This window comes from Aquincola sp. J276, from assembly GCF_024700035.1.
Taxonomy (GTDB): domain Bacteria; phylum Pseudomonadota; class Gammaproteobacteria; order Burkholderiales; family Burkholderiaceae_C; genus Aquincola; species Aquincola tertiaricarbonis.
In genome coordinates this window covers 3,263,535-3,287,759 of record NZ_JAJONC010000001.1, presented here as the reverse complement: position 1 = coordinate 3,287,759, position 24,225 = coordinate 3,263,535, and the positions used below count along the sequence as shown (strand labels likewise).

Genomic DNA, 24,225 nt, shown 5'->3' with positions numbered 1-24,225 from the left:
AGCCGGCCCCGGCGGGGCGGCACGCGGCCGCACTGGCGACACCGGGGCGATTTGTAGAATCGATTATGACCGCCACTTCCCCGTCCGCCATCGCCTGGCCCAGCGCCACGCGGCAGGCCGCTTTCCAGCAATGGCTGGCCCCGCTGGCCGTGCAGCACGGCCTGGACGTGGCCAGCCTGCGGCCGGCTTCGGCCGATGCCAGCTTTCGCAGGTATTTTCGAATCGACGGCGCATCGCACCGCAGCTTCGTGCTGATGGACGCGCCACCGCCGCAGGAAGACGTGCGCCCTTTCGTGAAGGTGGCCGCCCTGATCGCCGGCGCGGGCCTGCATGCGCCGCAAGTGCTGGCGGCCGACGAGGCACAGGGCTTCCTGCTGCTGACTGACCTGGGCCGGCAGCTCTACCTCGATGCGCTGTCCGAAGCCACCGCGGGCCAGGCCGATGCGCTGATGCGCGACGCCATCAAGGCCCTGGTGCACTGGCAGGTGCATGTGGACGCCAGCAGCCTGCCGCCTTTCGACGAGGCGCTGCTGCAGCGGGAGATGGCGCTGTTCCCCGAATGGTGCGTGGGCCGGGAATTCGGCGTCACCTGGGGCGAGACCGAACTGAAGCACTGGGCGCATGTGACACGCCGGCTGGCCGACAGCGCCCTGGCGCAGCCGCAGGTGGCCGTGCACCGCGACTGGATGCCGCGCAACCTGATGGTGTGCGACCCCAACCCCGGCATCCTCGACTTCCAGGATGCGGTGCGCGGCCCGCTGACCTACGACGTGGCCTCGATGCTGCGCGACGCCTTCCTGTCGTGGGAGGAGGAACGCGAGATCGACTGGGCCGCCCGCTACTGGGAGCAGGCGCGCAAGGCCGGCCTGCCGGTGCCGCTGGACTTCGGCGAGTTCTGGCGGCAGGTGGAATGGATGGGCCTGCAGCGCCACCTGAAGGTGCTGGGCATCTTCAGCCGCCTGAAGCACCGCGACGGCAAGCCGAAGTACGCCGAGGATCTGCCGCGCTTCTTCGCCTATGCCACCAAGGTGGCACGGCGCTACCGCGAGCTGGGCCCGCTGCTGCCGCTGATCGAGCCGCTGTCAGGCATGCGCGGCGAGATCGCCTATTCGCTGCGCTGAAGCGGCCGAGCCCTCGCAATCCAGCGTCGGGCAGCCGGCGGCTTCCAGCCAGGGGTCGCGGTCCTCGCCGCCGAAGCTGCTGACCAGGAACTCCAGCAGCGCCCGCGTGCGCGCCGGCACATGCTTGCGCGAAGGCATGCAGGCCCACAGCGTGAAGGTGAACAGCTGCCACTCGGGCAGCACGCGCTCCAGCGCCTGCTCTACCAGTGCATCGCCGGCGATGAAGGACGGCAGGCCGGCGATGCCCAGCCCGGCCAGCGCACCGGCATAGTTGACATCGGTGTTGAGCGAGCTCATCGGCGACGGGCCGGGCCGCACCAGCGACACCGCCTCGGCCTCGGGCTCGCCTTCGCTCCACACGCCGCGGTAGAAGGTCAGGCCGTTCTGCATCTCCGACACCGGCGGGATCAGGATCTTGTGCGTGCTCAGCTCGCGCGGATGGCTGGGCCGGCCGTGCAGGTCGAGGTACTCGGGCGCGGCGCACAGCACCACCTCGCTGCGCGCCAGGCGCCGGGCCACGAACTCGCCGTCCAGCGGGCCGCGCTTCCACAGGATGGTGATGTCCTGCGAGTCGTCGATGTCGTCCACCGCGCCGAAGGCATTGATCTCCACCGTGACATGCGGATAGAGCTTGTGGAAGGCCGGCAGCAGCTGCGCCACCCGGTGCACCGCGAAGGCCGGCGGCACCCGCAGCCGCACGATGCCGCGGGCCTCGCGCTGGGCGCTGCTGGCCAGGGCCTCGGCCTCTTCCACCTCGGCCAGGATCAGCCGCGAGCGCTCCAGGTATTGCTCGCCGATCTCGGTGAGCGCAATGCGGCGCGTGGTGCGGTTGATGAGCCGGGTGCCCAGGTGGGCTTCCAGCTCGGCCACCACGCGGGTGACGACGGCCGGGGCCACGTCGAGCGAACGCGCGGCGCCGGCGAAGCTGCCTTCATCGATGACGCGCACGAAGGTGCGCATGGCTTTGAACTGGTCCATAGGCGCGCATTGTTGGCCCAAGCGCAATGAACCGCCAGCCGCAGGGGCCAATCGGCCCCCGGGCCGTGCCGCCGTTACAGCGCTGTTACGCGGCGGCCTGCTGGCGGCGGCGTGCAAACACCGCCAGGCCGGCGATGCCCAGGCCGAACATCGCCCAGGTACCGGGCTCGGGCACTTGCGCGGCCAGGAACTCGGTGCGCGCGGCCAGGGCCTTGTCGGTGTAGTTGCTGAATACACCGTCGATGCCGTAGCCATACCACTCGAGGTACTGGGCATTGGCCGTGTCGTCGAACTTGCTGAAGGTGTAGCCGTGCACCTTCAGGTTGGCTGCATGCGCGGCGGCGATGAAGCTCTCACCCATGCCGGCGCTGCCGATGGACACGCCCACGCCGTCGGCGTACTGGGCGATGTTGGCCAGGCCCAGCGTGCCGATGGCATTTGCGCTGCCCAGCACCACCAGCTGGAAGTCGTAGCCCAGCTGCGTCTGTCGGGTGTTGATGTTCTGGATGGACGAGGCATTGAACGACTGGATGAACACCTTGTCGCCGGTCTTGTAGCCATTGGCCACCAGGGTGTCGAGCACCTTGGTCTCGATCTCGAGGCCCGCGGTCTTCACTTCCGGATAGATGCCGATCTCGCGCCCGGCCAGCGCGCTCTGCTGCTTGGTGAAGTCGATCACCTCCTGGAAGGTGGGCACGCGGTACGGCTCGGCGGCGCTGGGGTTGAAGCCGGGGTAGGTGGTGCTGGACAGGCCGCCCGACGGGTTGACCGTCAGCGTCTTGATCTCGGCCAGCGTGTAGTCGCCCACGCGGTAGCCGCCGTTGCGCTGGCCGAGCACCTGTTCCACGTTGGTGGTGCGCGCCAGCGAGGTGTCGTGCATGGCCACCAGCTGGCCGTCCTTGGTGAGCTGCAGGTCGGGCTCGATGTAGTCCGCGCCCATCTTGATGGCCAGCTCGTAGCCGCCGAGCGTGTGCTCGGGCAGGTAGCCGCTGGCGCCACGGTGGGCGATGACCAGCGGCGCCTTGCCGTCCAGCGTCTTCAGCGCGGCCTGGGCCGCGAAGGGTGCGGCCAGCGAGGCGGCGGCGGCCAGGGCCAGCACGGCCCCCTTCAAGTTCATCGACATCGGTACTCCTGTGATGTGTGGTTCTTCGAAGGGGCGCACTGTGCCGGGCGCCTGTGACGCAGCCGTTAAACGGCCGTCACTTCCTGCGCGCGGCGATCGCCTGCTCGGCCTTGGTCACCAGCGGCGCGCCGATGCTGTTCTTCCACTTGTCGTACACCGGGCGCGTGGCGGCCACGAAGGCCTCGCGCTCGGCCGCGCTCAGGCGGGTGACGGACACGCCCAGGCCACTCATGTCCTTGAGCAGCGGCTGGTCGGCTTCGGCGAGGCCCTTGCGGGCGATCTCGATCTCCTGCTTGCCGGCGTCGATGGCGGCCTGCTTGACGATCTCGCGGTCGGCCGGCGTCCAGCTCTGCCACACGTCGCGGTTGACGACGAAGATCAGCGGGTCGGCCACATAGCCCCACATCGTCACGTGCTTCTGGCCCACCGTCTGCAGCTTGGCCGCGGTGAAGATGGACATGGGGTTCTCCTGCCCGTCCACCGCGCCGCTGGCCAGCGCGGGCTGGGCGTCGGCCCAGCTCATCTGCGTGGGGTTGGCGCCCAGCGCGGTGAAGGTGTCGATGAACAGCGGCGAGCCCACCACGCGGATCTTCAGGCCCTTGAGGTCCTCGGGCCGCTTGATGTCGCGCTTGCTGTTGCTGATCTCGCGGTAGCCGTTCTCGCCCCAGGCCAGCGGCACCACGCCGGCCTTTTCCACCAGGGCGAAGATGTCCTGCCCCACCGGGCCCTGCGTGATGGCGTCCATGGCCGCGTAGTCGGGCAGCAGGAAGGGCAGCGAGAACAGGTTCAGCTCGCGGATCTGCGGCGACCAGTTGATGGTGCTGCCGATGGCCATGTCGATGACGCCCTGGCGGATGGCGGTGAACTCGCGCGTCTGGTCGCCCTGCACCAGCGACGTGCCGGGATACAGCTTGATGTTGATGCGGCCGTTGGTGCGCTGCTTGACCAGCTCCGCCCACAGCTCGCCGCCCTTGCCCCAGGGGAAGGCCGGGCCCAGCACCGTGGACAGCTTGTATTCGGCCTTGTAGTTCTGCGCCTGCGCGGCACCGCCGGCCAGGCCCATCACGGCCGCGGCCAGGGCCGACAGCGCCACACCCAACAGTCGTCGTTTCATGTTTCGTCTCCTCCGGTTGATCGGTTGAACTTCAGTAACCCAGCACCCGCGGCAGCCACAGCGCCAGTTGCGGGAACACGATGACGAGCAGCATCACGCTGCCCATCGCGGCCAGCAGCCAGCCCACCCAGGGATGGTGGCTTCCATGCGCACACGGGCGATGCGGCACGACACCATCAGGTTGACGGCCATCGGCGGCGTGAACTGGCCCAGCGCCACCTTCAGCGTGAGCAGCACGCCGAACCACACCAGGTCCCACTGGTAGTGCTGCGCGATGGGCAGCAGCAGCGGCACGAAGATCAGGAAGATGGACACGCCGTCCAGGAACATGCCCGCGACGATCATCACCACGATCAGCAGCGCCAGCACGCCGTATTCGCCCAGGCCCGAGTTGACGATGGCCCGCGTGACCGGATCGATGATGGACAGCGTGGACAGCGAATACGCGAAGATGCCCGCCAGCGACACCACCATCAGGATGACGGCCGACAGCTCGGCGCCTTCACGCAGGATGGGAAACAGGTCGCGCACGCCGATCGTGCGGTGCACCACCATGCCCACGAACAGGCCGTACACCACCGCCACCACCGCGGCTTCCGTGGGCGTGAACCAGCCCAGCCGCATGCCGCCCAGGATGAGCACCGGCGCCGCCAGGCCCCACGAGGCCTGCACCAGGCTGGGCCAGAAAGGCGGGCGCGGCATGCCGGCTTCCAATGCGCCCATGCGGTGGCGGCGCGCCAGCCACACCGCCGGCACCACCAGCGCGATGCCGGCCATGATGCCCGGCACCATGCCGGCCGCGAACAGCGCCGGCACCGAGGCGCCGGGCACCATCACCGAATAGACGATGAAGGCGATGGACGGCGGGATGAGGATGTCGGTGGCTGCGGCCGCGCCCACCACCGAGGCCGAGTAAGCCGGCGGATAGCCGGCGCGGTTCATCGCCGCGATCATCACCGCGCCCACCGCGGCCGCATTGGCCGGGCCGGAGCCGGAGATGCCGCCAAGGAACATCGCCACCGCGATGGCCACCAGCGGCAGCATGCCGGGTCCGCGGCCCACGATGGCCACCGCGAAGTTCACCAGCCGCTGCGCCACGCCCGAGCGGTCGAAGATCGAGCCCACCAGCACGAACATCGGGATGGCCAGCAGCGGGTACTTGGCCAGGCCCGCGTAGAAGTTCTGCGGCACCGCCAGCAGGCCGAACATCATCGTGTCGGGGTTGGCCAGCGCGATGGCCAGCGAACCGCCCAGCGCCAGCGCCACGCCGATGGGCACGCCCAGCAGCATCAGGCCAATGAACAGCAGGAACAGCGTGGCGGCGATCATGCTTCGGTCGGGCGCAGGCGCCGGTACAGCCCGAAGGCGCGGCCGGCGATGGCCAGCGACAGCAGCGGCAGCCACACCGAGAACCACCAGGCCGGCAGGCCGATGGCGGGCGTGGTCTCGTCGTAGCGGAACTCGTCCCACACCATGCGCACGCTCAGGCCCGCCAGCAGCAGGAAGAAGCCCGCGGTGCACAGCGCACCGAAGCGCCGCAGGCGGCGCCGGCGCTGGCTGCTGCCCACGTCCAGCAGGTACTCGATCTTGATGTGCATGTCCCGCGCGACGGCGGCGCAGCCGCCCACCAGCGTCATCACGATCATCAGGAAGACCGAGATCTCCTCGGTCCACGCGAAGGACTGGTTGCTGAAGTAGCGCACCAGCACGTTGGCGAAGGTGATGAGCACCAGCGCGGCCATGATGAGCACGGCCAGCCAGTCTTCAATGGCCAGTGGCACCTTCACTGGCGGCGGAGCCTCGTCGGGCGGCAAGCCCTGCGGCTCATTCACGGTCGGCTTTCACGAACGGGTCCTGCTGGAAATTGGCGGCCCCGTTTATAGCCGCAGCCCCCGCGCCACCGACGCGGGTTATCACTATCAAGCCCGCCGGGCCGCCCCAAGGGCTTGGACGCAACCTTGCGGGGCCGCGAGCGCAGCGAGCCTGGGCGCCGACGTCAAGGGCAGGCAGCCATCACCTGCGCCACCGCGGCGGTGAGCTTCTTGCCGTAGGGCACGTGCAGGAACTCGTTGGGGCCGTGGGCGTTGCTCTTGGGGCCCAGCACCCCGCACACCATCATCTGGGCCTTGGGGGAAGCCCTGCTGCAGCATGCTCATCAGCGGGATGGTGCCGCCCTGCCCCACGAAGCCCACCGGCGCGTCGAACTGCGCCAGCGAAGCGCTGTTCAGCGCCTCGTACAGCCAGGGCGACAGCTCCGGCGCATTCCAGCCGTTGGCACCGAACGCGCCGGCGCGGCCGTCGGGCTGGAAGGTGACCTTGGCGTTGTAGGGCGCGTTGTCCTCCAGCAGCGCCTTGAGCTTGAGCGCCGCCTCGTTGCCATCCACCAGCGGCGGCAGCCGCAGGCTGAGCTTGAAGGCGGTGTAGGGCCGCAGCACGTTGCCGGCGTTCTTCAGCTCGGGAAGCCGTCCACGCCCACCACCGACAGCGTGGGCTTCCAGGTGCGGTTGAGCAGCGCCTGCACCGGCTCGGTGGTGGTGGGCAGCGTGGGGCTGCCCTCGGCACCGCAGGCCCAGGGGAAGCGCTTCCAGACCTCGTCCTTCAGGATGGCGGCGGTGGCGCGGGCCTGCTCGACGCGCGAGGCCGGGATCTCGCAATGGAAGCTCTGCGGCAGCAGCTCGCCGGTGCGGCTGTCCTCCAGCCGGTCGAGTACCTGGCGCAGGATGCGGAAGCTGGAAGGCACCAGGCCGCTGGCATCGCCGGAGTGCACGCCTTCGGTCAGCACCTCCACCTTCAGCACGCCGCTGACCATGCCGCGCAGGCTGGTGGTCAGCCACAGCTGCTCGTAGTTGCCGGCGCCCGAATCGAGGCACACCACCAGGCTGACGTTGCCCAGCCGCGGGCGCAGCAGGTCGAGGTAGGCGGGCAGGTCGAAGGAGCCGCTTTCCTCGCAGGCTTCGATGATGCCCACGCAGCGCGGGCGCGGAATGCCCTGCCGGTCCAGCGCCATGATGGCGGTGAGCGAGGCATACACCGCATAGCCGTCGTCGGCGCCGCCGCGGCCATAGAGCAGGCCGTCCTCGTACTTGGGCGTCCAGGGGCCGAGGTCGTTGCGCCAGCCGCTGAACTCCGGCTGCTTGTCCAGGTGGCCGTACAGCACGATGGTGTCGTCGCTGCCGGCCTTGGTGGCGGGCACCTCGAAGAAGATGACCGGCGTGCGGCCTTCCAGGCGCACGATCTCCAGCTTCAGGCCCTCGACCTTGCGGCTTTCCACCCACTCGGCGGCCTCGCGCATCACCTGCTCGATGTGGCCGTTCTTCTGCCAGTCGGCATCGAACATCGGGCTCTTGCACGGGATGCCGATGTAGCGGGTGACCGCGGGCACGATCTCCTCGTCCCACACCTGGGCAGCGAAGCTGGCGATGGCCGAGGTTTCATCCGGTTGCAGGGGCAGGCTGGGGTCGCGGGCATTCATCGTGGCGGTCCTTTCGGCATGGGCTGGATCGGGCGTGCAGGCCAGTTTAGGCCTGCCGCAGGGCATCGACCGGCGGCTCGGCCAATGCCTGCAATGCCTTGTGCACCGCCTGCAGCGCCTGCGTGCGCGCCGGCGGCGGTTCATTGAACAGCTCGTGGAAGCAGCCATCGAAGCACTGCGCATGCACCCAGCGCCGCGGGGCGCGGGCGGCGAAGGCGGCGCTGCCTTCGGGGTCCACGCAGCGGTCGGCGCCGGCATACAGCAGCAGCGTGGGCAGGCTCCAGCGCGGCGCCTGCGCACGCACCAGCACGCCGGCATCAACGATGAAGCGCAGCAGCCGCGGCGTGATGCGGTCGTGCACCAGGGGGTCGCCACGGTAGGCCTGCACCGCGGCCGGGTCGCGGCTCAGCCACTCGGCCTTGAGCCCGCTGGGCAGCGCCTGCTCGGGCTTGAGCGACATCATCATGCGCAGCAGCCCACGCTGCAGGCCGTTCAGCCCCGCGTCCAGCGCGGGGGGAGGACAGCAGCAGGCCTTCCACCGGCCGGCACCAGGCATGCGGCTGGGCGTTCAGTGCCTCGGCCACGTAGCGCGCGGCCACCAGGCCGCCCAGGCTGTGGCCCAGCAGCACCAGCGGCCCGGGTGACTGGGCGCGGCAGTGGGCCACCATCTTGCCGAGGTCGGACAGCAGGCTGTACGGGCCGGCCACATGGCCGCGGGCACCGCCGGAGGCCCCGTGTCCACGCTGGTCGTAGCCGGCCACGTGCCAGCCCTGCCGGTTCAGCTCGTCGGCCAGCGCGGCATGGCGGCCGATGTGCTCGCCCAGGCCGTGCACCAGCAGCACGGTGCCGCGGGCCGCGCCCGGTGCGGACCAGCGTCGCAGGTGCAGCGGCAGTCCGTCGTCGGTGCGCAATGCAAACATGTGGCCGCAGTGTAGGCAGCCCGCTTGCGCGCGCAGCCCCTACCTTGGCAACCCGGTCGGCAGGCGGGTGTCTAGGCCGGCGGCGCGCGCCAGGCGGTGGCGAAGCTGTTCTTGCCGGTGCGCTTGACCTCGTACATTGCCGCATCGGCGGCTTCGGCCAGGGCCTGCAGCGTGGCGCCGTGGCGCGGCGCGGTGGCGATGCCGATGCTGGCACCCACCTGGGCAGTGCGGCCGTCCACCAGCTTGATGGGCTCGCACAGCGCCGCCAGCAGGTGGGCGGCCATGCGCGCCACCACCTCCTCATGCCCACCGGCATGCTGCAGCACCACCGCGAACTCGTCGCCGCCCAGCCGCGCCACGCTGTCGGTGCCGCGGCGCACCGCATGCTTCATGCGCAGCGCGCAGGCACGCAGCACCCCGTCGCCGGCGGCATGGCCCAGCTCGTCGTTCACGCGCTTGAAGCCGTCCAGGTCGATGTAGAGCAGGCACAGCGCCGGATGCTGGGGCGCGGCCAGCATGCGCTCGACCCGCGCCTCGAAGCCCACGCGGTTGCGCAGGCCGGTGAGCATGTCGTGCTCGGCCTGGTAGCGCACATGGTGCTCGGTGCGGATGCGCTCGGTCACGTCGTACATCACCGCCTCGATCAGCCGCTGCGCACCAGGCCGGCCGCCCTCCGCGGCGTCGTGGCCCTGCACGGAGATGAGGCAGTGCACCCACTGCAGGCCCTGGTCGCGCCGGCGCAGCTCCAGGTCGCCGGAGACGGTGTGGCCGCTGCGCAGGGCCTCGCGGATCATGGCTTCCACCCGCTCGGGCCAGGCAAACACCTCGCGCAGGAAGTCGGTCTCGCGCAGGTCGCGCATCTCGCGCAGCGGCATGCCCACCACGCGCAGCGCGGTGGGATTGCTGTTGAGCAGCCGGCCGGACGGCGTGAGCACGAAGATGCCCGCGCTGGTGGAGTCGAAGATCTCGCGGTACTGCGCCTCCATCGCCTCGATCTCGGCGCGCAGCGCCCGCTCGCGCTGCAGCGTCAGCTGGTTGGCCTGCAGCAGGGCGTTGGCGCCGGCGATGAGCTCGCCGATCTCGTCGTGCTGGTGCAGCGGCGGCGTGGGCAGGCGCTCGGCGGTGCCGGGCTGCATGCGGCGCAGTGCGCCGGCGGTGTGCACGATGGGCGCGGACACCAGCCGAGCCGCCACCGCGTACACGAGCAGCGCTACCAGCAGCGTCTGCGCCACCAGCGGCAGCGCCAGCGTGCGGGCTTCGGCCCGGGCGCTGCGGCGCTGCTCATCGGCGTCGGGCAGCAGCTCCAGCGTGCCGATGCGTTCACGCGCATCGAAGGGCGACAGCACCGGCCGCAGCAGCGACCAGTCCGCCGGCGGCCGCGCCGCCGTGCCGGTGTCGACCAGCACGCGGCCCGCGGCATCGCGGATCACGGCGCGCAGGAGCAGCGGATGGCCGACCAGCCCGCCGGCCACCTCGCCCAGCAGCACGGTGTCGCTGCTGAAGGTGCCGATCTGCACCGTCTTCTCGACGGCCGTGGCCAGGTCGTCCAGCGTGCGGCGGGCGTCGGCCTGGCTGCGCTGGGCGCCCAGGGCATAGGCCGCGGCCGCGGCCAGCAGCGCGAAAGCCACCGCGCCGCCGGCCACCGTCAGCAGCAGCCGCGCCTGCAGCCGGCCCAGCGCGCGCCAGCGCCGGCGGCGTGGCTTCAACGCGGCTCCCGCAACACGAGCACGGTGCGGATGCCGCGGTCGGCGGGCTCGGTGGCCACGTAGCCGATGGCATTCGGATTGCGGCGCACGATGGCCAGCATCTCCGCCTCGCCGGGCAGCGGCAGCGGCGGCATGCTCTGGCCGGTGAACATCAGTCGCGACCAGTAGCTGTTGACCTGCGACAGGCCCATGCCGGCCAACGCCTGGTAGAAGCGCTCGCGCCCGCTGCTGTCGCGCGGCAGGTCGAAGGGCAGGGCCACGTCGCCATGGGCGAAGACGCGGCTGCGGCCCATGTACAGGTCCAGCACTTCCTTCTGCGTCATCGAACGGCTGGGGTTGTCGGCATGCACCACCACGTAGAGGTCGGCCCGGGCGGGCGCGGTGGCAGCCACGGCCAGCACGCAGGCCAGCAGCCGGTGGGCGGCAAGGAAGAAGCAACGGCTCGGCTGTTTCATGCGCGGTGGTCGATCAGAAGATGAAATCGAGCACCACGCTGCCCACCACGGGCCGCGCAGACCGGGCTTCCCCGGTGGTCCAGAACAGGCTGCCGGTGCGCTCCACGCTGAAGCGGTCCAGCTGCAGCTTGAGGGCGGCGCGCGGATGCAGGTCCCAGCGCAGGCCGACCGATACCGAATGCTGGTGGGTGGCCCCGCCGTGCACTTCCCGGTGCACGACGGCGCCGGCGTTGCCCACGGCGCTGGCCACCTCCGGCCCGGCCAGCGGTGCCAGGGCCTCGGTCCAGTCGGACAGGGTCTGCCAGCCGGTGCCGAAGCGCCCCACTCCGGCCGTGCCGTACACCGTCACCGGCCCGATGCGCCGGCCCAGGCTGGCATAGCCGAAGCGGCCGCTGATGTACCGCTCCTCGGACAGCGCGCGCATCACCTCCACGGTGGCGATCCAGGGGCCGCCGTCGTCGAAGGCCAGGCCCGCGCCCACGTAGGTGACCCGCCGCGAATCCAGCAGGCCGCCCAGCACCTCGCGCAGCTCGGCTGCCTCGGCCGCCACCGTGGGCAGCGGCAGCGCCGCCACCTGCCCCAGCGTCTGCAGGGCCCGGGTGGCCACCGCGGTGCGCCCCAGGGCCGCGCGCACCGCAGCCACCGTGCCCCGCAGGTGCAGCCCGCCCTGGTCGCGGGAGACGGTGAGGCCCGCCAGCCGCTGGATGTCGTAGCGCTGGCTGCGCTGGCCGGTGGCACCGTCCACGGTGGTGGAGCCGCGGCCGGCGAAGGCATGCACCTTCCAGTGGGCGCCGCCGCCCTGGTGCTGCCAGGTGGCGTCGATGCCGTCCAGCAGGTAGATGGGCAGCGGGCCATAGGCGTCGTGGTTGGGGCGCACCCACAGGTAGCTGAAGCCGATGTTGCGCGACTCGGACAGCAGCACCACGTCGTTGTTCGTGCGGCCCAGCCTCAGCGTCAGGTCCGGCCGCGGCCGCCAGGCGACGAAGGCCAGTTCCACCGGCTGCACCTGCACCTGCGGCTGCAGCACCGCCTGGCCCACCATCTCCACCTCGTCGCCCAGGGCGTAGTTGGCCTGCAGCCCCAGGCGGCTGTCGACGTCCATGCGCAGCCCGCCGTCATTGCGCCGCTGCTTGTGCGAGCGGCGCATGCCCCAGTCGTCGGGCGCATTGATGGCGGTCACGCCCACCGTGCCGAAGCCATGGATATGCAGGCCGGTGTCGGCCTGGGCATGGGCGGTGGCGTGCGTCAGCGCCAGCAAGGCGCAGCCGATGGTCAGCCCGGCCAGCAGGAAGGGAAAGCGCATGTCGATCTGGTGGATTTGATCCGTCCAGATGATATCTACATGCAATCCCTCGATTGAGGGCCTATGGTTCCATCATTGATCGAAGCGGTAGGACACCAGCGATTCGCTGTCCGTCTCGACCACCAGCGGCTTGCCGGCCGGCGGAAAGGCCCGCTGCACGCAGTCCGCGCGCGGACACACGCGGCAGCCCGGCCCGATGGGCACCACCGGCTGCGGCGCGGCCAGGTTCAGGCCATCGGCGTACACCAGTTCGTGCGCATGCACCAGCTCGCAGCCGAGGCCGACGGCGAACAGCTTGCGCCGCGCCAGGTAGCCGCCGCCGCCGCGCTCGATGGTGCGGGCGATGCCGAAGAAGCGCGTGCCGTCGGGCATCTCCGCCACCTGGGTGAGGATGCGGCCGGGCTGGGTGAAGGCCTCGTGCACCTGCCACAGCGGGCAGGCGCCCCCGTGGCGGGCGAAGTGGAAGGCGGTGGCGCTCTGCCGCTTGCTGATGTTGCCGGCCTGGTCCACCCGCACGAAGTACACCGGCACGCCGCGTTCGCCGGGCCGCTGCAGGGTGCTCAGGCGGTGGCACACCGTCTCGAAGCTGACCTGGAAGCGCTGCGCCAGCAGCTCGATGTCGTAGCGCACCGTGCGCGCCGCCGCCAGAAAGGTGCGGTACGGCAGCATGAGTGCGCCGGCGAAGTAGTGCGCCAGGCCCTGGTGGGCCAGCGCGCGGGTGTCGGCATCGGCGAAGCCGGCGGCGCCCACCACCGCGTCGATGGCCTCGCGGCAGGCCAGCAGCGCGTACTGCGTGGCCATCTGGTAGGCCTGCTGGGCGTCGCTCAGGTGCGCCGGCACATGCAGCCGCCGGCGGGCGCGCTCGTAGCGGCGAAGGCTGCCGTCGGCGCCCATGCCGGCGGCGGCCACCACCTCCACGCCGCAGGCCTGCTGCAGCAGCGCCCGCAGCGCTGAGGCACGGCGGCCGGGCTGCACCTGGTGCTGCGCCGCGATGAGCTCGGCCTCACGGTCCAGCACGTCGACGTAGTTCTCCAGCTTGTTGAAGTGCTCGCGCACCGCCTCGTGCGGCGGCGGCGCGATGGGGCCGCGCAGGTGGTCGCCGCCCAGCTCGCCGTAGAAGCGGTCGATGGTCTGCGCATGCTCCTCCTGCAGCCGCAGGTGGCTCTGGTGCAGCGCCAGGAAGGCCTGCACCAGCTCGGGCGCCTGCGCCACCATGCGCGCCAGCTGCGGCGCAGGCACCGGCGCGGCGGACAGCGTGCGGTCGTTCAGCGCCGCATCCAGCTCGGCCAGCAGGCGCTGGTGCTCGTGCTCGGGGAACTGCGCCGCATCCCCGCCGAACACCTCGGCCAGCTTGAGCTGCACCGCGGCCGTGACCGGGCGCTGGTCATTCTCGATCTGGCTCACGTAGCTGAGCGACAGGCCCAGCCGCTGCGCCAGCAGCTGCTGGCTGAGGCCACGCTGCTCGCGCAGGCGGCGCACGCGGGCGCCGACGAACAGCTTGCGGCCGGCCGGCGGCATGGCGGTCGACTTCACAGGCTTCACAAGAACCGGGCCTCCGGGCGCACTAGGGTTTGCACTTTTCTGCTCTGCAACGCTTGAGACTTGTGAAGTTGGTGGATAGATTCTGTGTGAAGACCCGCCCCTTCACAACGGAGACATTCCATGGCCCCCAGCTTCACCCCCACCGCCAAGACCGTGCCGCTGCTGATCGGCGGCCAGCTCGTCGAATCGCAGAGCACGCAGTGGAAGGACATCGTCAACCCTGCCACGCAGCAGGTGCTGGCGCGGGTGCCGCTGGCCACGGTGGCCGAGGTGGATGCGGCGGTACAGGCCGCGGCCGAAGCCTTCAAGACCTGGCGCAAGACGCCCATCGGCCAGCGCTCGCGCATCTTCCTGAAGTACCAGCAGCTGATCCGCGACAACATGAAGGAGCTGGCGGCCATCCTCACCGCCGAGCAGGGCAAGACCCTGGCCGACGCTGAAGGCGACGTGTTCCGCGGGCTTGAGGTGGTGGAGCATGCGGCCGGCATCGGCAACCTGCAGCTGGGCGAGCTGGCCAACAACGTGGCCGGCGGGGTGGACACGTACACCCTGCTGCAGCCGCTGGGCGTGTGCGCCGGCATCACGCCGTTCAACTTCCCCGCGATGATCCCGCTGTGGATGTTCCCGATGGCCATCGCCACCGGCAACACCTTCGTGCTGAAGCCCTCGGAGCAGGACCCGATGGTCACCATGCGCCTGTGCGAGCTGGCGATGGAAGCCGGCGTGCCGCCCGGCGTGCTGAACGTGGTGCACGGCGCGGAAGAAGTGGTCAACGCCATCTGCGACCACCCGGTGATCAAGGCCATCAGCTTCGTCGGCTCCACCCGCGTGGGCACCCATGTGTACCAGCGCGCGTCGCTGGCCGGCAAGCGGGTGCAATGCATGATGGGCGCGAAGAACCACGCGGTGGTGCTGCCCGATGCCCACAAGGAGCAGACCATCAACGCGCTGCTCGGCGCCTCCTTCGGCGCGGCCGGCCAGCGCTGCATGGCGGTGTCGGTGGCGGTGCTGGTGGGCGCGGCGCGCGAGTGGGTGCCCGACCTGGTGGCCAAGGCCCGCACGATGAAGGTGGGCGCGGGCGATGCCGCGGGCACCGACGTTGGCCCGCTGATCTCCTGCGCCGCCAAGGACCGTGTCACGCGGCTCATCGGCCAGGGCATCGAGGAAGGCGCGCAACTGGCGCTGGACGGCCGCCAGCCGGCACTGGCCAGCGGCACGGCCGAAGGCAACTACGTGGGCCCCACCGTGCTGGCCGGCGTGAAGCCGGGCATGAAGGTGTACGACGAGGAGATCTTCGGCCCCGTGCTGTGCCTGGCCGAGGCCGAGACGCTGGACGACGCCATCGCCATGATCAACGCCAACCCCAACGGCAACGGCACTGCGCTGTTCACCCAGTCGGGCGCGGCGGCGCGCAAGTTCCAGGAGGAGATCGACGTCGGCCAGGTGGGCATCAACGTGCCCATCCCGGTGCCGGTGCCGCTGTTCTCCTTCAGCGGCTCGCGCGCCTCCAAGCTGGGCGACCTGGGCCCCTACGGCAAGCAGGTGGTGCTGTTCTACACGCAGACCAAGACGGTGACGGCGCGCTGGTTCGACGACGACGTCAGCGCGGGCGTGAACACCACCATCAGCCTGAAGTGACGGCGCGCCGCGGCCCATGGACTTCGAACTGAACGACGACCAGCGCGCCTTCCAGCAGACCGCACGCGAATTTGCGCAGAGCGCGATGGCGCCGCATGCAGCGCAGTGGGACGCCGAGGCCTTCTTCCCGATCGACACGCTGCGCCAGGCCGGCGAGCTGGGCTTCATGGGCCTTTACACGCCCGAGGCCGCGGGAGGGCTGGGCCTGTCGCGGCTCGACGCCACGCTGGTGTTCGAGGAACTGGCCGCAGCCTGCCCCTCCACCGCGGCCTACATCACCATCCACAACATGGTGACCTGGATGGTGGGCAGCTTCGCGCGGCCCGAGGTGGCCGAGCGCTTTGCGCAGCCGCTGGCGCGTGGCGAATGGCTGGGCTCCTACTGCCTGACCGAGCCCGGCGCCGGATCGGACGCCGCCTCCTTGCGCACCACCGCGCGGCTGGATGGCGAGCATTACATGCTCAACGGCGGCAAGGCCTTCATCTCCGGCGCCGGCGCCACCGATGTGCTGGTGGTGATGGCGCGCACCGGCGGCCCGGGCGCGGCCGGCATCTCGGCCTTCGTGCTGGATGCCAAGAGCGAAGGCATCCGCTACGGCCGCAAGGAAGACAAGATGGGCTGGAACAGCCAGCCCACGCGCCAGATCACCTTCGACGACGTGCGCGTGCCCGCGTTGCAGCGGCTGGGCGAAGAAGGCGAAGGCTTCAAGATCGCGATGAAGGGCCTGGACGGCGGCCGCATCAACATCGCCACCTGCTCGGTGGGCGCCGGCCAGGGCGCACTCAACGCCGCGCAGCGCTACCTGCATGAGCGCAAGCAGTTCGGCAAGCCGCTGGCCGAGTTCCAGGCGCTGCAGTTCAAGCTGGCCGACATGGCCACCGAGCTGGTGGCCGCGCGCCAGATGGTGCGGCTGGCCGCCAGCAAGCTGGACGCAGCCCATGCCGACGCCACCACCTACTGCGCGATGGCCAAGCGCCTGGCCACCGACCTGGGCTTCCGCGTGTGCAACGAGGCGCTGCAGCTGCATGGAGGCTACGGCTACATCCGCGAATACCCGCTGGAACGGCTGCTGCGCGATGCCCGGGTGCACCAGATCCTGGAAGGCACCAACGAGATCATGCGGGTGATCATCGCCCGCCGCATGCTGCAGGACAACGCGACCGACACCCTCCGCTGAACTTGTATGGACAACTTGAACAACGCTGAATTCACGGGCCTGCGGCTCGAGCGCCGCGGCCACACCGCCGTGGTGACGCTGGACAACCCGCCGGCCCACACCTGGACCGAGGCCAGCCTGGGCGCCCTCACCCGGCTGGTGGCCCAGCTCAATGCCGAGCGCGAGATCTACAGCCTGGTGATCACCGGCAGCGGCGAGAAGTTCTTTTCCGCCGGCGCCGACCTGAAGCTGTTTGCCGATGGCGACAAGGGCCGCGCCGCCACCATGGCGCGCCGCTTCGGCGAAGCCTTCGAGGCGCTGGCCGCCTTCCGCGGCGTGAGCATCGCGGCCATCAACGGCTATGCGATGGGCGGCGGCCTGGAATGCGCGCTGGCCTGCGACCTGCGCGTGGCCGAGGAACATGCGCAGATGGCCCTGCCCGAAGCCACCGTCGGCCTGCTGCCCTGTGCCGGCGGCACCCAGTGGCTGGCCTGGACGGTGGGCGAGAGCTGGGCCAAGCGCATGGTGTTGCTGGGCGAGCGGGTGGACGCGCCTACCGCGCTGCGCATCGGCCTGGTGGATGACGTGGTGCCGCGCGGCGGCGCGCTGCAGCGTGCGCTGGCCATGGCCGCGATGGTGGAAAAGCAGAGCCCCACCAGCGTCACCGCGTGCAAGAAGCTCATCCAGGGCGCGCGCCACCAGCCGGCGCACCAGGTGCTGGTGGCCGAGCGCGAGGCCTTCGTGGCCCTCTTCGACAGCGAAGACCAGCGCGAAGGCGTCAATGCCTTCCTGGCCAAGCGCCACCCGGAGTGGCGCAATGCTTGACCTCGACCAGATGACCACCCACGGCGTGGCGGTGCGCGAGATCGCCACCACCAGCGGCCACCGCATCGGCCATGTCACGCTCAACAGCACCGCCACGCTGAATGCGCTGAACCTGCCGATGGTCAAGCGCCTGGCCTCGGCCTTCGACACCTGGGCCGACGACGAGGGCATCGTGGCCGTGGTGCTGGACGCGGCCGGCGACAAGGCCTTCTGCGCCGGTGGCGACGTGGCCTCGCTGGCGCGCGAGATCCTGTCGCTGCGCACCGAATCGCCGGGCACGGTGTCGCCGCTGGCCGAGGCCTTCTTCGAGCACGAGTACCGGCTGGACCACCGGCTGCACACCTACCCCAAGCCCATCGTCGGCTGGGGCCACGGCATCGTGATGGGCGGCGGCATCGGGCTGCTGGCCGGCTGCTCGCACCGGGTGGTGACGCCGCGCACGCGGCTGGCGATGCCCGAGGTGGCGATCGGCCTGTACCCCGACGTGGCGGGCAGCTGGTTCCTGCCGCGCATGCCGGGCAAGACCGGGCTGTTCCTGGCGCTCACCGGTGCCTCGGTGCATGCGGCCGACGCGCTGTTCCTGGGCCTGGCCGACTTCGTGGCCCGCCACGAGGACAAGGCCGCGCTGCTGGCCGCCATGGCCGAGGCGCCCTGGCGCGGCGACGCCGAGCGCGACGGTGCCCGGCTCAGCCACCTGATCGAGGCGCTGGGCACGCCGGATGAGCTGCCCGCGGCCCCGGTGCGCACCCACCTCGACCTCATCAACAAGACCATGGGCCACGACCGGCTGGCCGACATCGCGCCGCGGCTGCGCGGCCTGGCCGACCATGCCGAGCCCTGGCTGGCGCAGGCGGCGCAGGGCTTCATCAAGGGCTCGCCCAGCTCGGCGGCGGTGTCGTACGAGCTGCTGCGCCGCGCGCGCACGCTGTCGCTGGCCGATGCGCTGCGGCTGGAGTACCAGGTGTCGCTGGGCTGCTGCCTGGCCAACGACTTCGCCGAAGGTGTGCGTGCCCTGCTCATCGACAAGGACAAGAACCCGCGCTGGGACCCGCCGACGCTGGACGCGGTCACCCAGGCCCATGTGGATGCGCATTTCCAGCCCCGGCACGACGGACCGCATCCGCTGGCGGATCTTGTCTAGACAAGCCGACACGGACACCGAGGAGACAACATGGACGACAAGCAACGCATCGCCTTCATCGGCCTGGGCCACATGGGCGGCCCGATGGCGCTCAACCTGAAGAAGGCCGGGCATGAGGTGGCCGGCTTCGACCTCAGCGCCGAGGCCTGCAGCCGCCACGCGGCCGAAGGCCTGCGCATCGCGCCCAGCGCCGCCTCCGCGGTGGAGGGCGCGCAGGTGGTGGTGACCATGCTGCCGGCCAGCCGGCATGTGGAATCGCTGTACCTGCCGCAGGGCGAGCAGGCCGGCCTGCTGGCCGCGCTGCCCGCCGGCACGCTGGTGATCGACAGCAGCACCATCGCGCCGGCCAGCGCCCGCAAGGTGGCCGAGGCCGCCCAGGCGCGCGGCCTGGCCTTTCTCGACGCACCCGTGTCGGGCGGCACCGCGGGCGCGGCGGCCGGCACCCTCACCTTCATGATCGGCGGCGAGGCGGCCACGGTGGAACGGGCCACGCCAGTGTTGAAGCACATGGGCGCCAACCTGTTCCATTGCGGCGAGGCCGGCGCCGGCCAGGCCACCAAGCTGTGCAACAACATGCTGCTGGCGGTGCTGATGATCGGCACCAGCGAGGCGCTGTCGCTGGGCCAGGCGCTGGGGCTGGACGCCAAGGTGCTGTCGGAGGTGATGCGCCGCAGCTCCGGCGGCAACTGGGCGCTGGAGAAGTACAACCCGATGCCCGGCGTGATGGAGGCGGCGCCCGCCTCGCGGGGCTACACCGGCGGCTTCGGCACCGACCTGATGCTCAAGGACCTGGGCCTGGCGCTGGAAGCCGCCCTCGGCGCCAACGCCTCGGTGCCGCTGGGCGGGCTGGCGCGGCAGCTGTATGCGGCGCACAGCAAGGCCGGGCACGGCGGGGAAGACTTCTCCAGCATCTTGAAGCTGCTGACCGGCAAGGGCTGAAGACCGGCCAGCGTCAGGCAGCCGCACGCGCCGCACGCCGCACCGCCTGCGGCGCTTGTCCATACAGGCGGATGAAGGCGCGGCGCATGCGTTCCTCGTCGCCGAAGCCGCTGGCACGGGCCACCGCGGCCACGCTGCCGTCGCCGGCCTCGATGCGCAAACGGGCTGCCTCGGCGCGGATGCGTTCCACCGCCTTGGCCGGCGTCTGGCCGGTCTCCGCACGGAAGGCACGGGCGAACTGCCGCGGGCTCAGGCAGGCCACCGCCGCCAGGTCGTCCACCGTCAGGGCGGCGGTCAGGTGCTCGCGGATGTGGGCCAGCACCGCGCGCATGCGCTCGCTGCCCGGCGACATCGCCAGCAGCGACGAGAACTGCGACTGGCCGCCCGCGCGGCGGTGGTAGACCACCATCTCGCCGGCCACCGCCTGGGCCAGCGCGGTGCCGTGGTCCTCCTCCACCAGCGCCAGTGCCAGGTCGATGCCGGCGCTGATGCCGGCCGAGGTCCACACCGGGCCGTCGTGGATGAAGATGCGGTCGCTGTCCACCCGCACCGCCGGATGCAGCTGCTGCAGCGTGGCCGCATGTCGCCAGTGGGTGGTGGCGCGGCGGCCGTCCAGCAGGCCGGCGTCGGCCAGCGCGAAGGCCCCGGTGCACACGCTGGTGATGCGCCGCCGGCTGCGCGCCAGCGACTGCAGCCAGGGCGTGAGCGCCTGCAGCGCCGGTCCGCAGCGCTGCTCGCGCAGCGGCGCGCCACCCGGCACGACGACGGTGCCCGGTGCGGCCCCGGACCACGCGACGGTGTCGATCGACACCCCGGTGACGCTGGCCACCGACCCGCCCCGCCAGGAGACCGCCTGCACCGCATAGGCCGGCCGCCCGCGCCGTGCCGGCGACAGCGTGGCCGCCATCTGGAACACGGTCATCGGCCCGGCCAGGTCGAGCAGCTCGAAGCCTTCGAAGGCCACGATGGCCACCTGGCGCGTCATGGCAGAAAGCGCGGGAAGTTTGTCATCTCTGCCGCAGTGTGGCGCCCACCATGGGCGCACGTCAATCCGCCTGCCGTGCCCATGTCCACCCTCGACCCTGCCCTGCCCCGCCTTGCCGCCACCAGCCGCCGCGATGCGCTGGTGCTGGCCGCCTGCCAGGCGCTGTACATCGCCGCCATCTCCATCGACCTGACGCTCACCGGCCTCACCGGCCAGCAGCTGGCGCCGGTGCCGGCGCTGGCCACGCTGCCGTTTGCGTTGATCACCGTGGCCGGCGCGGTGGTCACCTGGTTCGCGGCGCAGCTCATCGAGCGCATCGGCCGCCGCCGCGCCTTCGTGCTGGGAGCGGCCAGCGGTGCGGCGGGCGGCCTGGTGTCGGTGCTGGCGGTGGTACAGCAGCACTTCTGGCTGTTCTGTGCCGGCACCGCGGCCGTGGGCGTGTTCCAGGCCTTCGCCCAGTACTACCGGCTGGCCGCCGCCGACGCCGTGCCCGAGGCGCTGAAGGCCCGCGCCGTCTCGCGCGTGATGACCGGCGGCGTGCTGGCCGCGCTGGCCGGCCCCGCACTGGCCGCCTGGAGCCGCGACTGGCTGGCCCCGTCCGCCTTTGCCGGCGCCTACCTGATGGTGGCGCTGCTCGGCGGCCTGTCGGTGTTGCTGCTGGCCGGGCTGTACCGCGGTGGCGACGCGCCGGTGGCCGCGGCCGCCGCGCCCCCGCCGGCCCTGCCCGCCCGGCCGCTGCGCGAGGTGATGCGCCAGCCGGTCTTCTGCGCGGCGGTGGCCAACAACGTGGTGGCCGCCATGGCGATGATGTTCGTGATGACGGCCGCGCCGCTGGCCGCCGTGGCCTGCGGCCATGCCATCGACGACGGCGCGCGCATCATGCAGTGGCACCTGGTGGGCATGTACGGGCCGGCCTTCTTCGCCGGGGCGCTGATCGCGCGCTGGGGCCTGCCGCGGGTGCTGGCGCTGGGCATGGCGCTGTGCGCGCTGTGCTGCCTGGTCGCGCTGGGCAGCGCCTCGCTGCGGGCCTTCGAGCTGGCGCTGCTGCTGCTGGGCATCGGCTGGAACTTCATGTTCGTGGGCGGCACCACGCTGCTGGCCCGCAGCTACCGGCCGGCCGAACGTGCGCGGGTGCAGGGTGCGGCCGAGCTGCTGCGCTATGCGGCCACCGCCGTGGCCACGCTGGCCGCAGGCCCGGTGCTGCAGGGCGTGGGCTGGGCCACGCTCAACGCGGCCACGCTGCCGCTGCTGGTGCTGGCCGCCGGCATGACGGCCTGGTGGGTGCGCGCCGAGCGGCGCCCCTGACGCGGGGACGGCCTCGTCAGCGCAGGGCCGGCATCGGGCCCAGCGCCTTCAGCGTGGCCGTGCCGCCGATGGCCACCGTGGGCTTGACCATGCCGTAGTAGCCCACGCTGGCCGCGCCGCCGATGGCCACGTTGAGCGACGAGCGCACGCACACCGTGGCCCGGGCACTGCCACCGCCCTGCACCATCGCCGCGCCGGCATCCAGCCGGCCGGCGTCCAGCCCGGCGCTGCCGCCCAGCTGCGCGGTGAGCTCCCGCGCGCTGCCGTCCAGCACCAGCCGGCTGCTGCCGCCCAGGGCCACGCGCAGCCGTCCCACCTCCAGCCGCTGCAGCCGCATGGCGCTGCCGCCGCCGCCGGTGATGCTGAGCTCGCCGCCCGACAGGCCGCTGGCCGACACCTGCGTCAGCCCCGACGTGCTGAGCCCGCGCAGCTGCCGCAGCGTGACGGTGACGCGGGCGGCCTGCGGCTCGAAGGTCTGTTCGTCCTGGATGTGCAGCGTGCGGTTGTCCACCCGCGTGCCGATGAGCGGCAGCACCTCGGGCCCGGCCTCGATCTCGATGCCCTCGGGCATGCCCTGCCGGATGACGATGCGTGCGCCGGTGCGCAGCTCCAGCCGGTCGAAGCCGGACAGCTCCCGGGTCTCGTGCTCGGCCCGCGAAGGCGGTGCGGTGATGGCCAGCAGGGCGGCCAGGAACCCGATGGCGGCGATGCGAGGTGCTCGTACGGCCATGGCAACTCCCTCGTCAGCAAACCCCGATGGTGACACCTTCCGGCGGCAGCGACAGCAGCGCCTCGATGAACTGCGGCCGCGCGAACAGGTAGCCCTGCACCAGGCCGATGCCGGTGTGCTGGCGCAGGTAGGCCAGCTCCTGAGCGGTTTCCACGCCCTCGGCCACCACCTCGATGCCCAGCGCGGTGCACAGCGATTCGATGGCCCGCAGGATGCCCTGGCTGCGCGGCCGCTCATGGATGGCGGTGATGAAGGCGCGGTCCACCTTCACCTCGTCGGCGGTGAGGTCGGCCAGCGTGGCCAGCGAGGAATAGCCGGTGCCGAAGTCGTCGATCGACACCCGCACGCCCACCTCGCGCAGCTGCGGCAGCGCCTCCTGCTGGAAGCGCTGGGTGGCCAGCAGGGCATCCTCGGTCAGCTCGATGACCACATGCCGCGCGATGCCGGCCACGGCCAGCTGGTCGCACAGGCCCTGGATGAAGGCCGCATCCGCCGCCTGGCGGGCGGACACGTTGATGCTCACCGACACCTGCGCACCGAAATGCGCCTGCAGCGCCGGCAGGTGCAGCGCCACCTCGTCCACCATCAGGCGCGTGAGTTCGTCCAGCAGCCCCAGCTCGCCGGCCAGCGCGATGAAGGCGCCGGGCGCATGCACGGTGCCGTCGGGCTCCACCCAGCGCACCAGCGCCTCGAAGCCCACCACCTGCCCGCTGCGCAGCGACACCTTGGGCTGGAAGGCGGCGCGGAAGTGCCGCTCGCGCACCGCGGTGCGCAGCCGCTGCTCGGTGTCCATGCGGCGGTCGATGGCGCGGCCCATGGCTTCGTCGAACACCGCGGCGCTGCCGCGCCGGCCTTCGCGCGCACGGCCCATCGCGGCATCCGCGCAGCGGCGCAGCGAGTCGTAGCTGTCGCCATGCAGCGGGAACAGGCTGGCCCCCAGCGAGGCGGAGGTGAGCAGCTGGCGGCCGTCGATGTCGAACGGCTGCTTCAGCGCCTGCAGCAGGCGGTCCAGCAGCGGCGGCAGATGCTCGGGGTCGCCCAGCGGGTCCAGCAGCAGCAGGAATTCGTCGCCGTTCAGCCGGGCCAGGGTGTCGCCGCCGCGGATGCACTGGCCGATGCGGCCGGCCACCGCCTTGAGCAGGCTGTCGCCCACCGCATGGCCGTAGGAATCGTTGATCTGCTTGAAGTTGTCCAGGTCCACCACCACCAGCGCGAAGTGCCCGCCGCGCTGGTGCTGGCGCACGGCGGCGCCCACGATTTCCTGCATCAGCCCGCGGTGGGGCAGGCCGGTCAGCTCGTCATGGAAGGCGCGGCGGGTGAGGTCCAGCTCCACCCGCTTGCGTTCCGTGACGTCCACCGCGGTGGACAGCATCAGCGTCTGGCCCAGCAGCTGCACCCGCCGGCTGTTGACCACCAGCGTGCGCACCCGGATGCCATCGGGCACGGTCAGCTCGCGCTCGCGCAGGCCGCCGGCCTCGAACTGCTGCAGGAACTCGCGCCGCAGCCGCTGCGCATGGCTGGGCGAGCGGCCCAGCAGCTCGAAGGGCACCTGGCCCAGCAGCGCGGGCAGCGGCCGGCCCAGCAGCTCGGCCATTACGCGGTTCATCAGCCGCACGCGGCCGTCGGCCTGCTGCAGGCACACGCCCACGGGCAGCTCGTCCAGCATCGAATCCAGCAGCGCGGCTTCTGGCGGGGTCGGCAACGGCATCGGTGCGGCAGCGCGGCGTCAGGCGGCGGGCCGCGCCGGGCGCGGGCGGACAAGCCATTGGCCG

Annotated in this window: 20 protein-coding genes and 3 pseudogenes; 8 read left to right on the top strand and 15 right to left on the bottom strand. The window is 71.4% G+C overall.

The window, feature by feature from the left end; translation table 11 throughout:
* The first annotated feature begins 65 nt into the window (after positions 1-65).
* Positions 66-1,121 carry an aminoglycoside phosphotransferase family protein gene (locus LRS14_RS15255; protein WP_046110892.1) on the top strand — a complete coding sequence of 352 codons (1,056 nt, stop codon included), beginning with the start codon at positions 66-68 and terminating at the stop codon, positions 1,119-1,121.
* Here the strand turns inward: LRS14_RS15255 and LRS14_RS15250 are convergent.
* From LRS14_RS15250 to LRS14_RS30705, 8 genes and pseudogenes are all read right to left on the bottom strand, one after another.
* Positions 1,083-2,099, bottom strand: a complete 1,017-nt coding sequence (locus tag LRS14_RS15250) for a LysR family transcriptional regulator (RefSeq protein WP_046110891.1) — start codon at positions 2,097-2,099, stop codon at positions 1,083-1,085. The two genes, LRS14_RS15255 and LRS14_RS15250, sit on opposite strands and share 39 nt — an antisense overlap.
* A gap of 85 nt (positions 2,100-2,184) precedes the next feature.
* Positions 2,185-3,222: a glycerophosphodiester phosphodiesterase family protein gene (locus LRS14_RS15245; protein ID WP_052736013.1), complete on the bottom strand. Its 1,038-nt coding sequence runs from the start codon at positions 3,220-3,222 to the stop codon at positions 2,185-2,187.
* A 76-nt stretch (positions 3,223-3,298) separates the two neighbouring features.
* A complete protein-coding gene (locus tag LRS14_RS15240; protein WP_046110890.1) occupies positions 3,299-4,336 on the bottom strand; it encodes a DctP family TRAP transporter solute-binding subunit in 1,038 nt (345 codons plus the stop codon).
* A 31-nt stretch (positions 4,337-4,367) separates the two neighbouring features.
* Positions 4,368-5,665: pseudogene (locus LRS14_RS15235) on the bottom strand (TRAP transporter large permease).
* Positions 5,662-6,168 carry a TRAP transporter small permease gene (locus LRS14_RS15230; RefSeq protein WP_046110888.1) on the bottom strand — a complete coding sequence of 169 codons (507 nt, stop codon included), beginning with the start codon at positions 6,166-6,168 and terminating at the stop codon, positions 5,662-5,664. The pseudogene LRS14_RS15235 and the gene LRS14_RS15230 overlap by 4 nt, the downstream one beginning before the upstream one ends.
* Before the next feature lie 164 nt (positions 6,169-6,332).
* Positions 6,333-7,808, bottom strand: a pseudogene (locus tag LRS14_RS15225) (M20 family metallopeptidase).
* Positions 7,809-7,854: 46 nt separating this feature from the next.
* Complete coding sequence (locus LRS14_RS15220) at positions 7,855-8,280, bottom strand: serine aminopeptidase domain-containing protein (protein ID WP_404977584.1); 426 nt, start codon at positions 8,278-8,280, stop codon at positions 7,855-7,857.
* A pseudogene (locus tag LRS14_RS30705) lies at positions 8,207-8,620 on the bottom strand (alpha/beta fold hydrolase); the annotation flags it as partial. The gene LRS14_RS15220 and the pseudogene LRS14_RS30705, both read right to left, overlap by 74 nt.
* On the opposite strand from LRS14_RS30705, the gene LRS14_RS15210 reads away from it, so the two are divergent.
* Positions 8,543-8,743, top strand: coding sequence for a hypothetical protein (locus LRS14_RS15210; RefSeq protein ID WP_257800510.1), 201 nt, complete (start codon positions 8,543-8,545; stop codon positions 8,741-8,743). The pseudogene LRS14_RS30705 and the gene LRS14_RS15210 overlap by 78 nt on opposite strands.
* 56 nt (positions 8,744-8,799) lie before the next feature.
* Here LRS14_RS15210 and LRS14_RS15205 read toward each other — a convergent pair whose 3' ends face one another.
* The 4 genes from LRS14_RS15205 to LRS14_RS15190 all read right to left on the bottom strand — a co-directional run bounded on the left by LRS14_RS15205 (position 8,800) and on the right by LRS14_RS15190 (position 13,725).
* Positions 8,800-10,434, bottom strand: a complete 1,635-nt coding sequence (locus tag LRS14_RS15205; protein WP_257800054.1) for a diguanylate cyclase domain-containing protein — start codon at positions 10,432-10,434, stop codon at positions 8,800-8,802.
* On the bottom strand, positions 10,431-10,889 hold the full coding sequence (locus LRS14_RS15200; protein WP_257800053.1) for a hypothetical protein: 459 nt from the start codon (positions 10,887-10,889) through the stop codon (positions 10,431-10,433). Before LRS14_RS15200 ends, LRS14_RS15205 begins: the two co-directional genes overlap by 4 nt.
* A 13-nt stretch (positions 10,890-10,902) precedes the next feature.
* Complete coding sequence (locus LRS14_RS15195; RefSeq protein ID WP_257800052.1) at positions 10,903-12,192, bottom strand: hypothetical protein; 1,290 nt, start codon at positions 12,190-12,192, stop codon at positions 10,903-10,905.
* A 72-nt stretch (positions 12,193-12,264) separates the two neighbouring features.
* Positions 12,265-13,725, bottom strand: a complete 1,461-nt coding sequence (locus LRS14_RS15190) for a short-chain fatty acyl-CoA regulator family protein (RefSeq protein ID WP_257800051.1) — start codon at positions 13,723-13,725, stop codon at positions 12,265-12,267.
* 129 nt (positions 13,726-13,854) lie between these two features.
* On the opposite strand from LRS14_RS15190, the gene LRS14_RS15185 reads away from it, so the two are divergent.
* Genes LRS14_RS15185 through mmsB form a run of 5 tightly spaced genes read left to right on the top strand, consistent with a single transcriptional unit; the run spans position 13,855 to position 19,433 of the window.
* Positions 13,855-15,372, top strand: a complete 1,518-nt coding sequence (locus tag LRS14_RS15185) for a CoA-acylating methylmalonate-semialdehyde dehydrogenase (protein ID WP_257800050.1) — start codon at positions 13,855-13,857, stop codon at positions 15,370-15,372.
* Positions 15,373-15,388: 16 nt separating this feature from the next.
* A complete protein-coding gene (locus tag LRS14_RS15180) occupies positions 15,389-16,549 on the top strand; it encodes an acyl-CoA dehydrogenase family protein (RefSeq protein ID WP_257800049.1) in 1,161 nt (386 codons plus the stop codon).
* Between the two features lie 15 nt (positions 16,550-16,564).
* Complete coding sequence (locus LRS14_RS15175; protein ID WP_257800048.1) at positions 16,565-17,353, top strand: enoyl-CoA hydratase; 789 nt, start codon at positions 16,565-16,567, stop codon at positions 17,351-17,353.
* Complete coding sequence (locus LRS14_RS15170; protein WP_257800047.1) at positions 17,346-18,494, top strand: enoyl-CoA hydratase/isomerase family protein; 1,149 nt, start codon at positions 17,346-17,348, stop codon at positions 18,492-18,494. Before LRS14_RS15175 ends, LRS14_RS15170 begins: the two co-directional genes overlap by 8 nt.
* 30 nt (positions 18,495-18,524) lie before the next feature.
* Entirely contained in the window at positions 18,525-19,433 is a 909-nt protein-coding gene (mmsB, locus tag LRS14_RS15165; RefSeq protein WP_257800046.1) for a 3-hydroxyisobutyrate dehydrogenase, read from the top strand.
* Positions 19,434-19,446: 13 nt separating this feature from the next.
* On the opposite strand, the gene LRS14_RS15160 is transcribed toward mmsB, so the two are convergent.
* Positions 19,447-20,418: a GlxA family transcriptional regulator gene (locus LRS14_RS15160; RefSeq protein WP_257800045.1), complete on the bottom strand. Its 972-nt coding sequence runs from the start codon at positions 20,416-20,418 to the stop codon at positions 19,447-19,449.
* 81 nt (positions 20,419-20,499) lie between these two features.
* Between LRS14_RS15160 and LRS14_RS15155 the strand changes: the two genes are divergently transcribed.
* Entirely contained in the window at positions 20,500-21,723 is a 1,224-nt protein-coding gene (locus LRS14_RS15155) for an MFS transporter (protein WP_257800044.1), read from the top strand.
* A 16-nt stretch (positions 21,724-21,739) separates the two neighbouring features.
* On the opposite strand, the gene LRS14_RS15150 is transcribed toward LRS14_RS15155, so the two are convergent.
* Together LRS14_RS15150 and LRS14_RS15145 are read right to left on the bottom strand one after the other, a co-directional pair.
* Positions 21,740-22,453 (bottom strand): head GIN domain-containing protein, encoded by a 714-nt coding sequence (locus LRS14_RS15150; RefSeq protein ID WP_046110876.1) that lies wholly within the window; start codon positions 22,451-22,453, stop codon positions 21,740-21,742.
* A 13-nt stretch (positions 22,454-22,466) separates the two neighbouring features.
* The gene (locus tag LRS14_RS15145; RefSeq protein ID WP_257800043.1) at positions 22,467-24,161 is read right to left on the bottom strand and encodes a bifunctional diguanylate cyclase/phosphodiesterase; all 1,695 of its coding nucleotides are present in this window, start codon (positions 24,159-24,161) and stop codon (positions 22,467-22,469) included.
* Positions 24,162-24,225 lie beyond the last annotated feature (64 nt).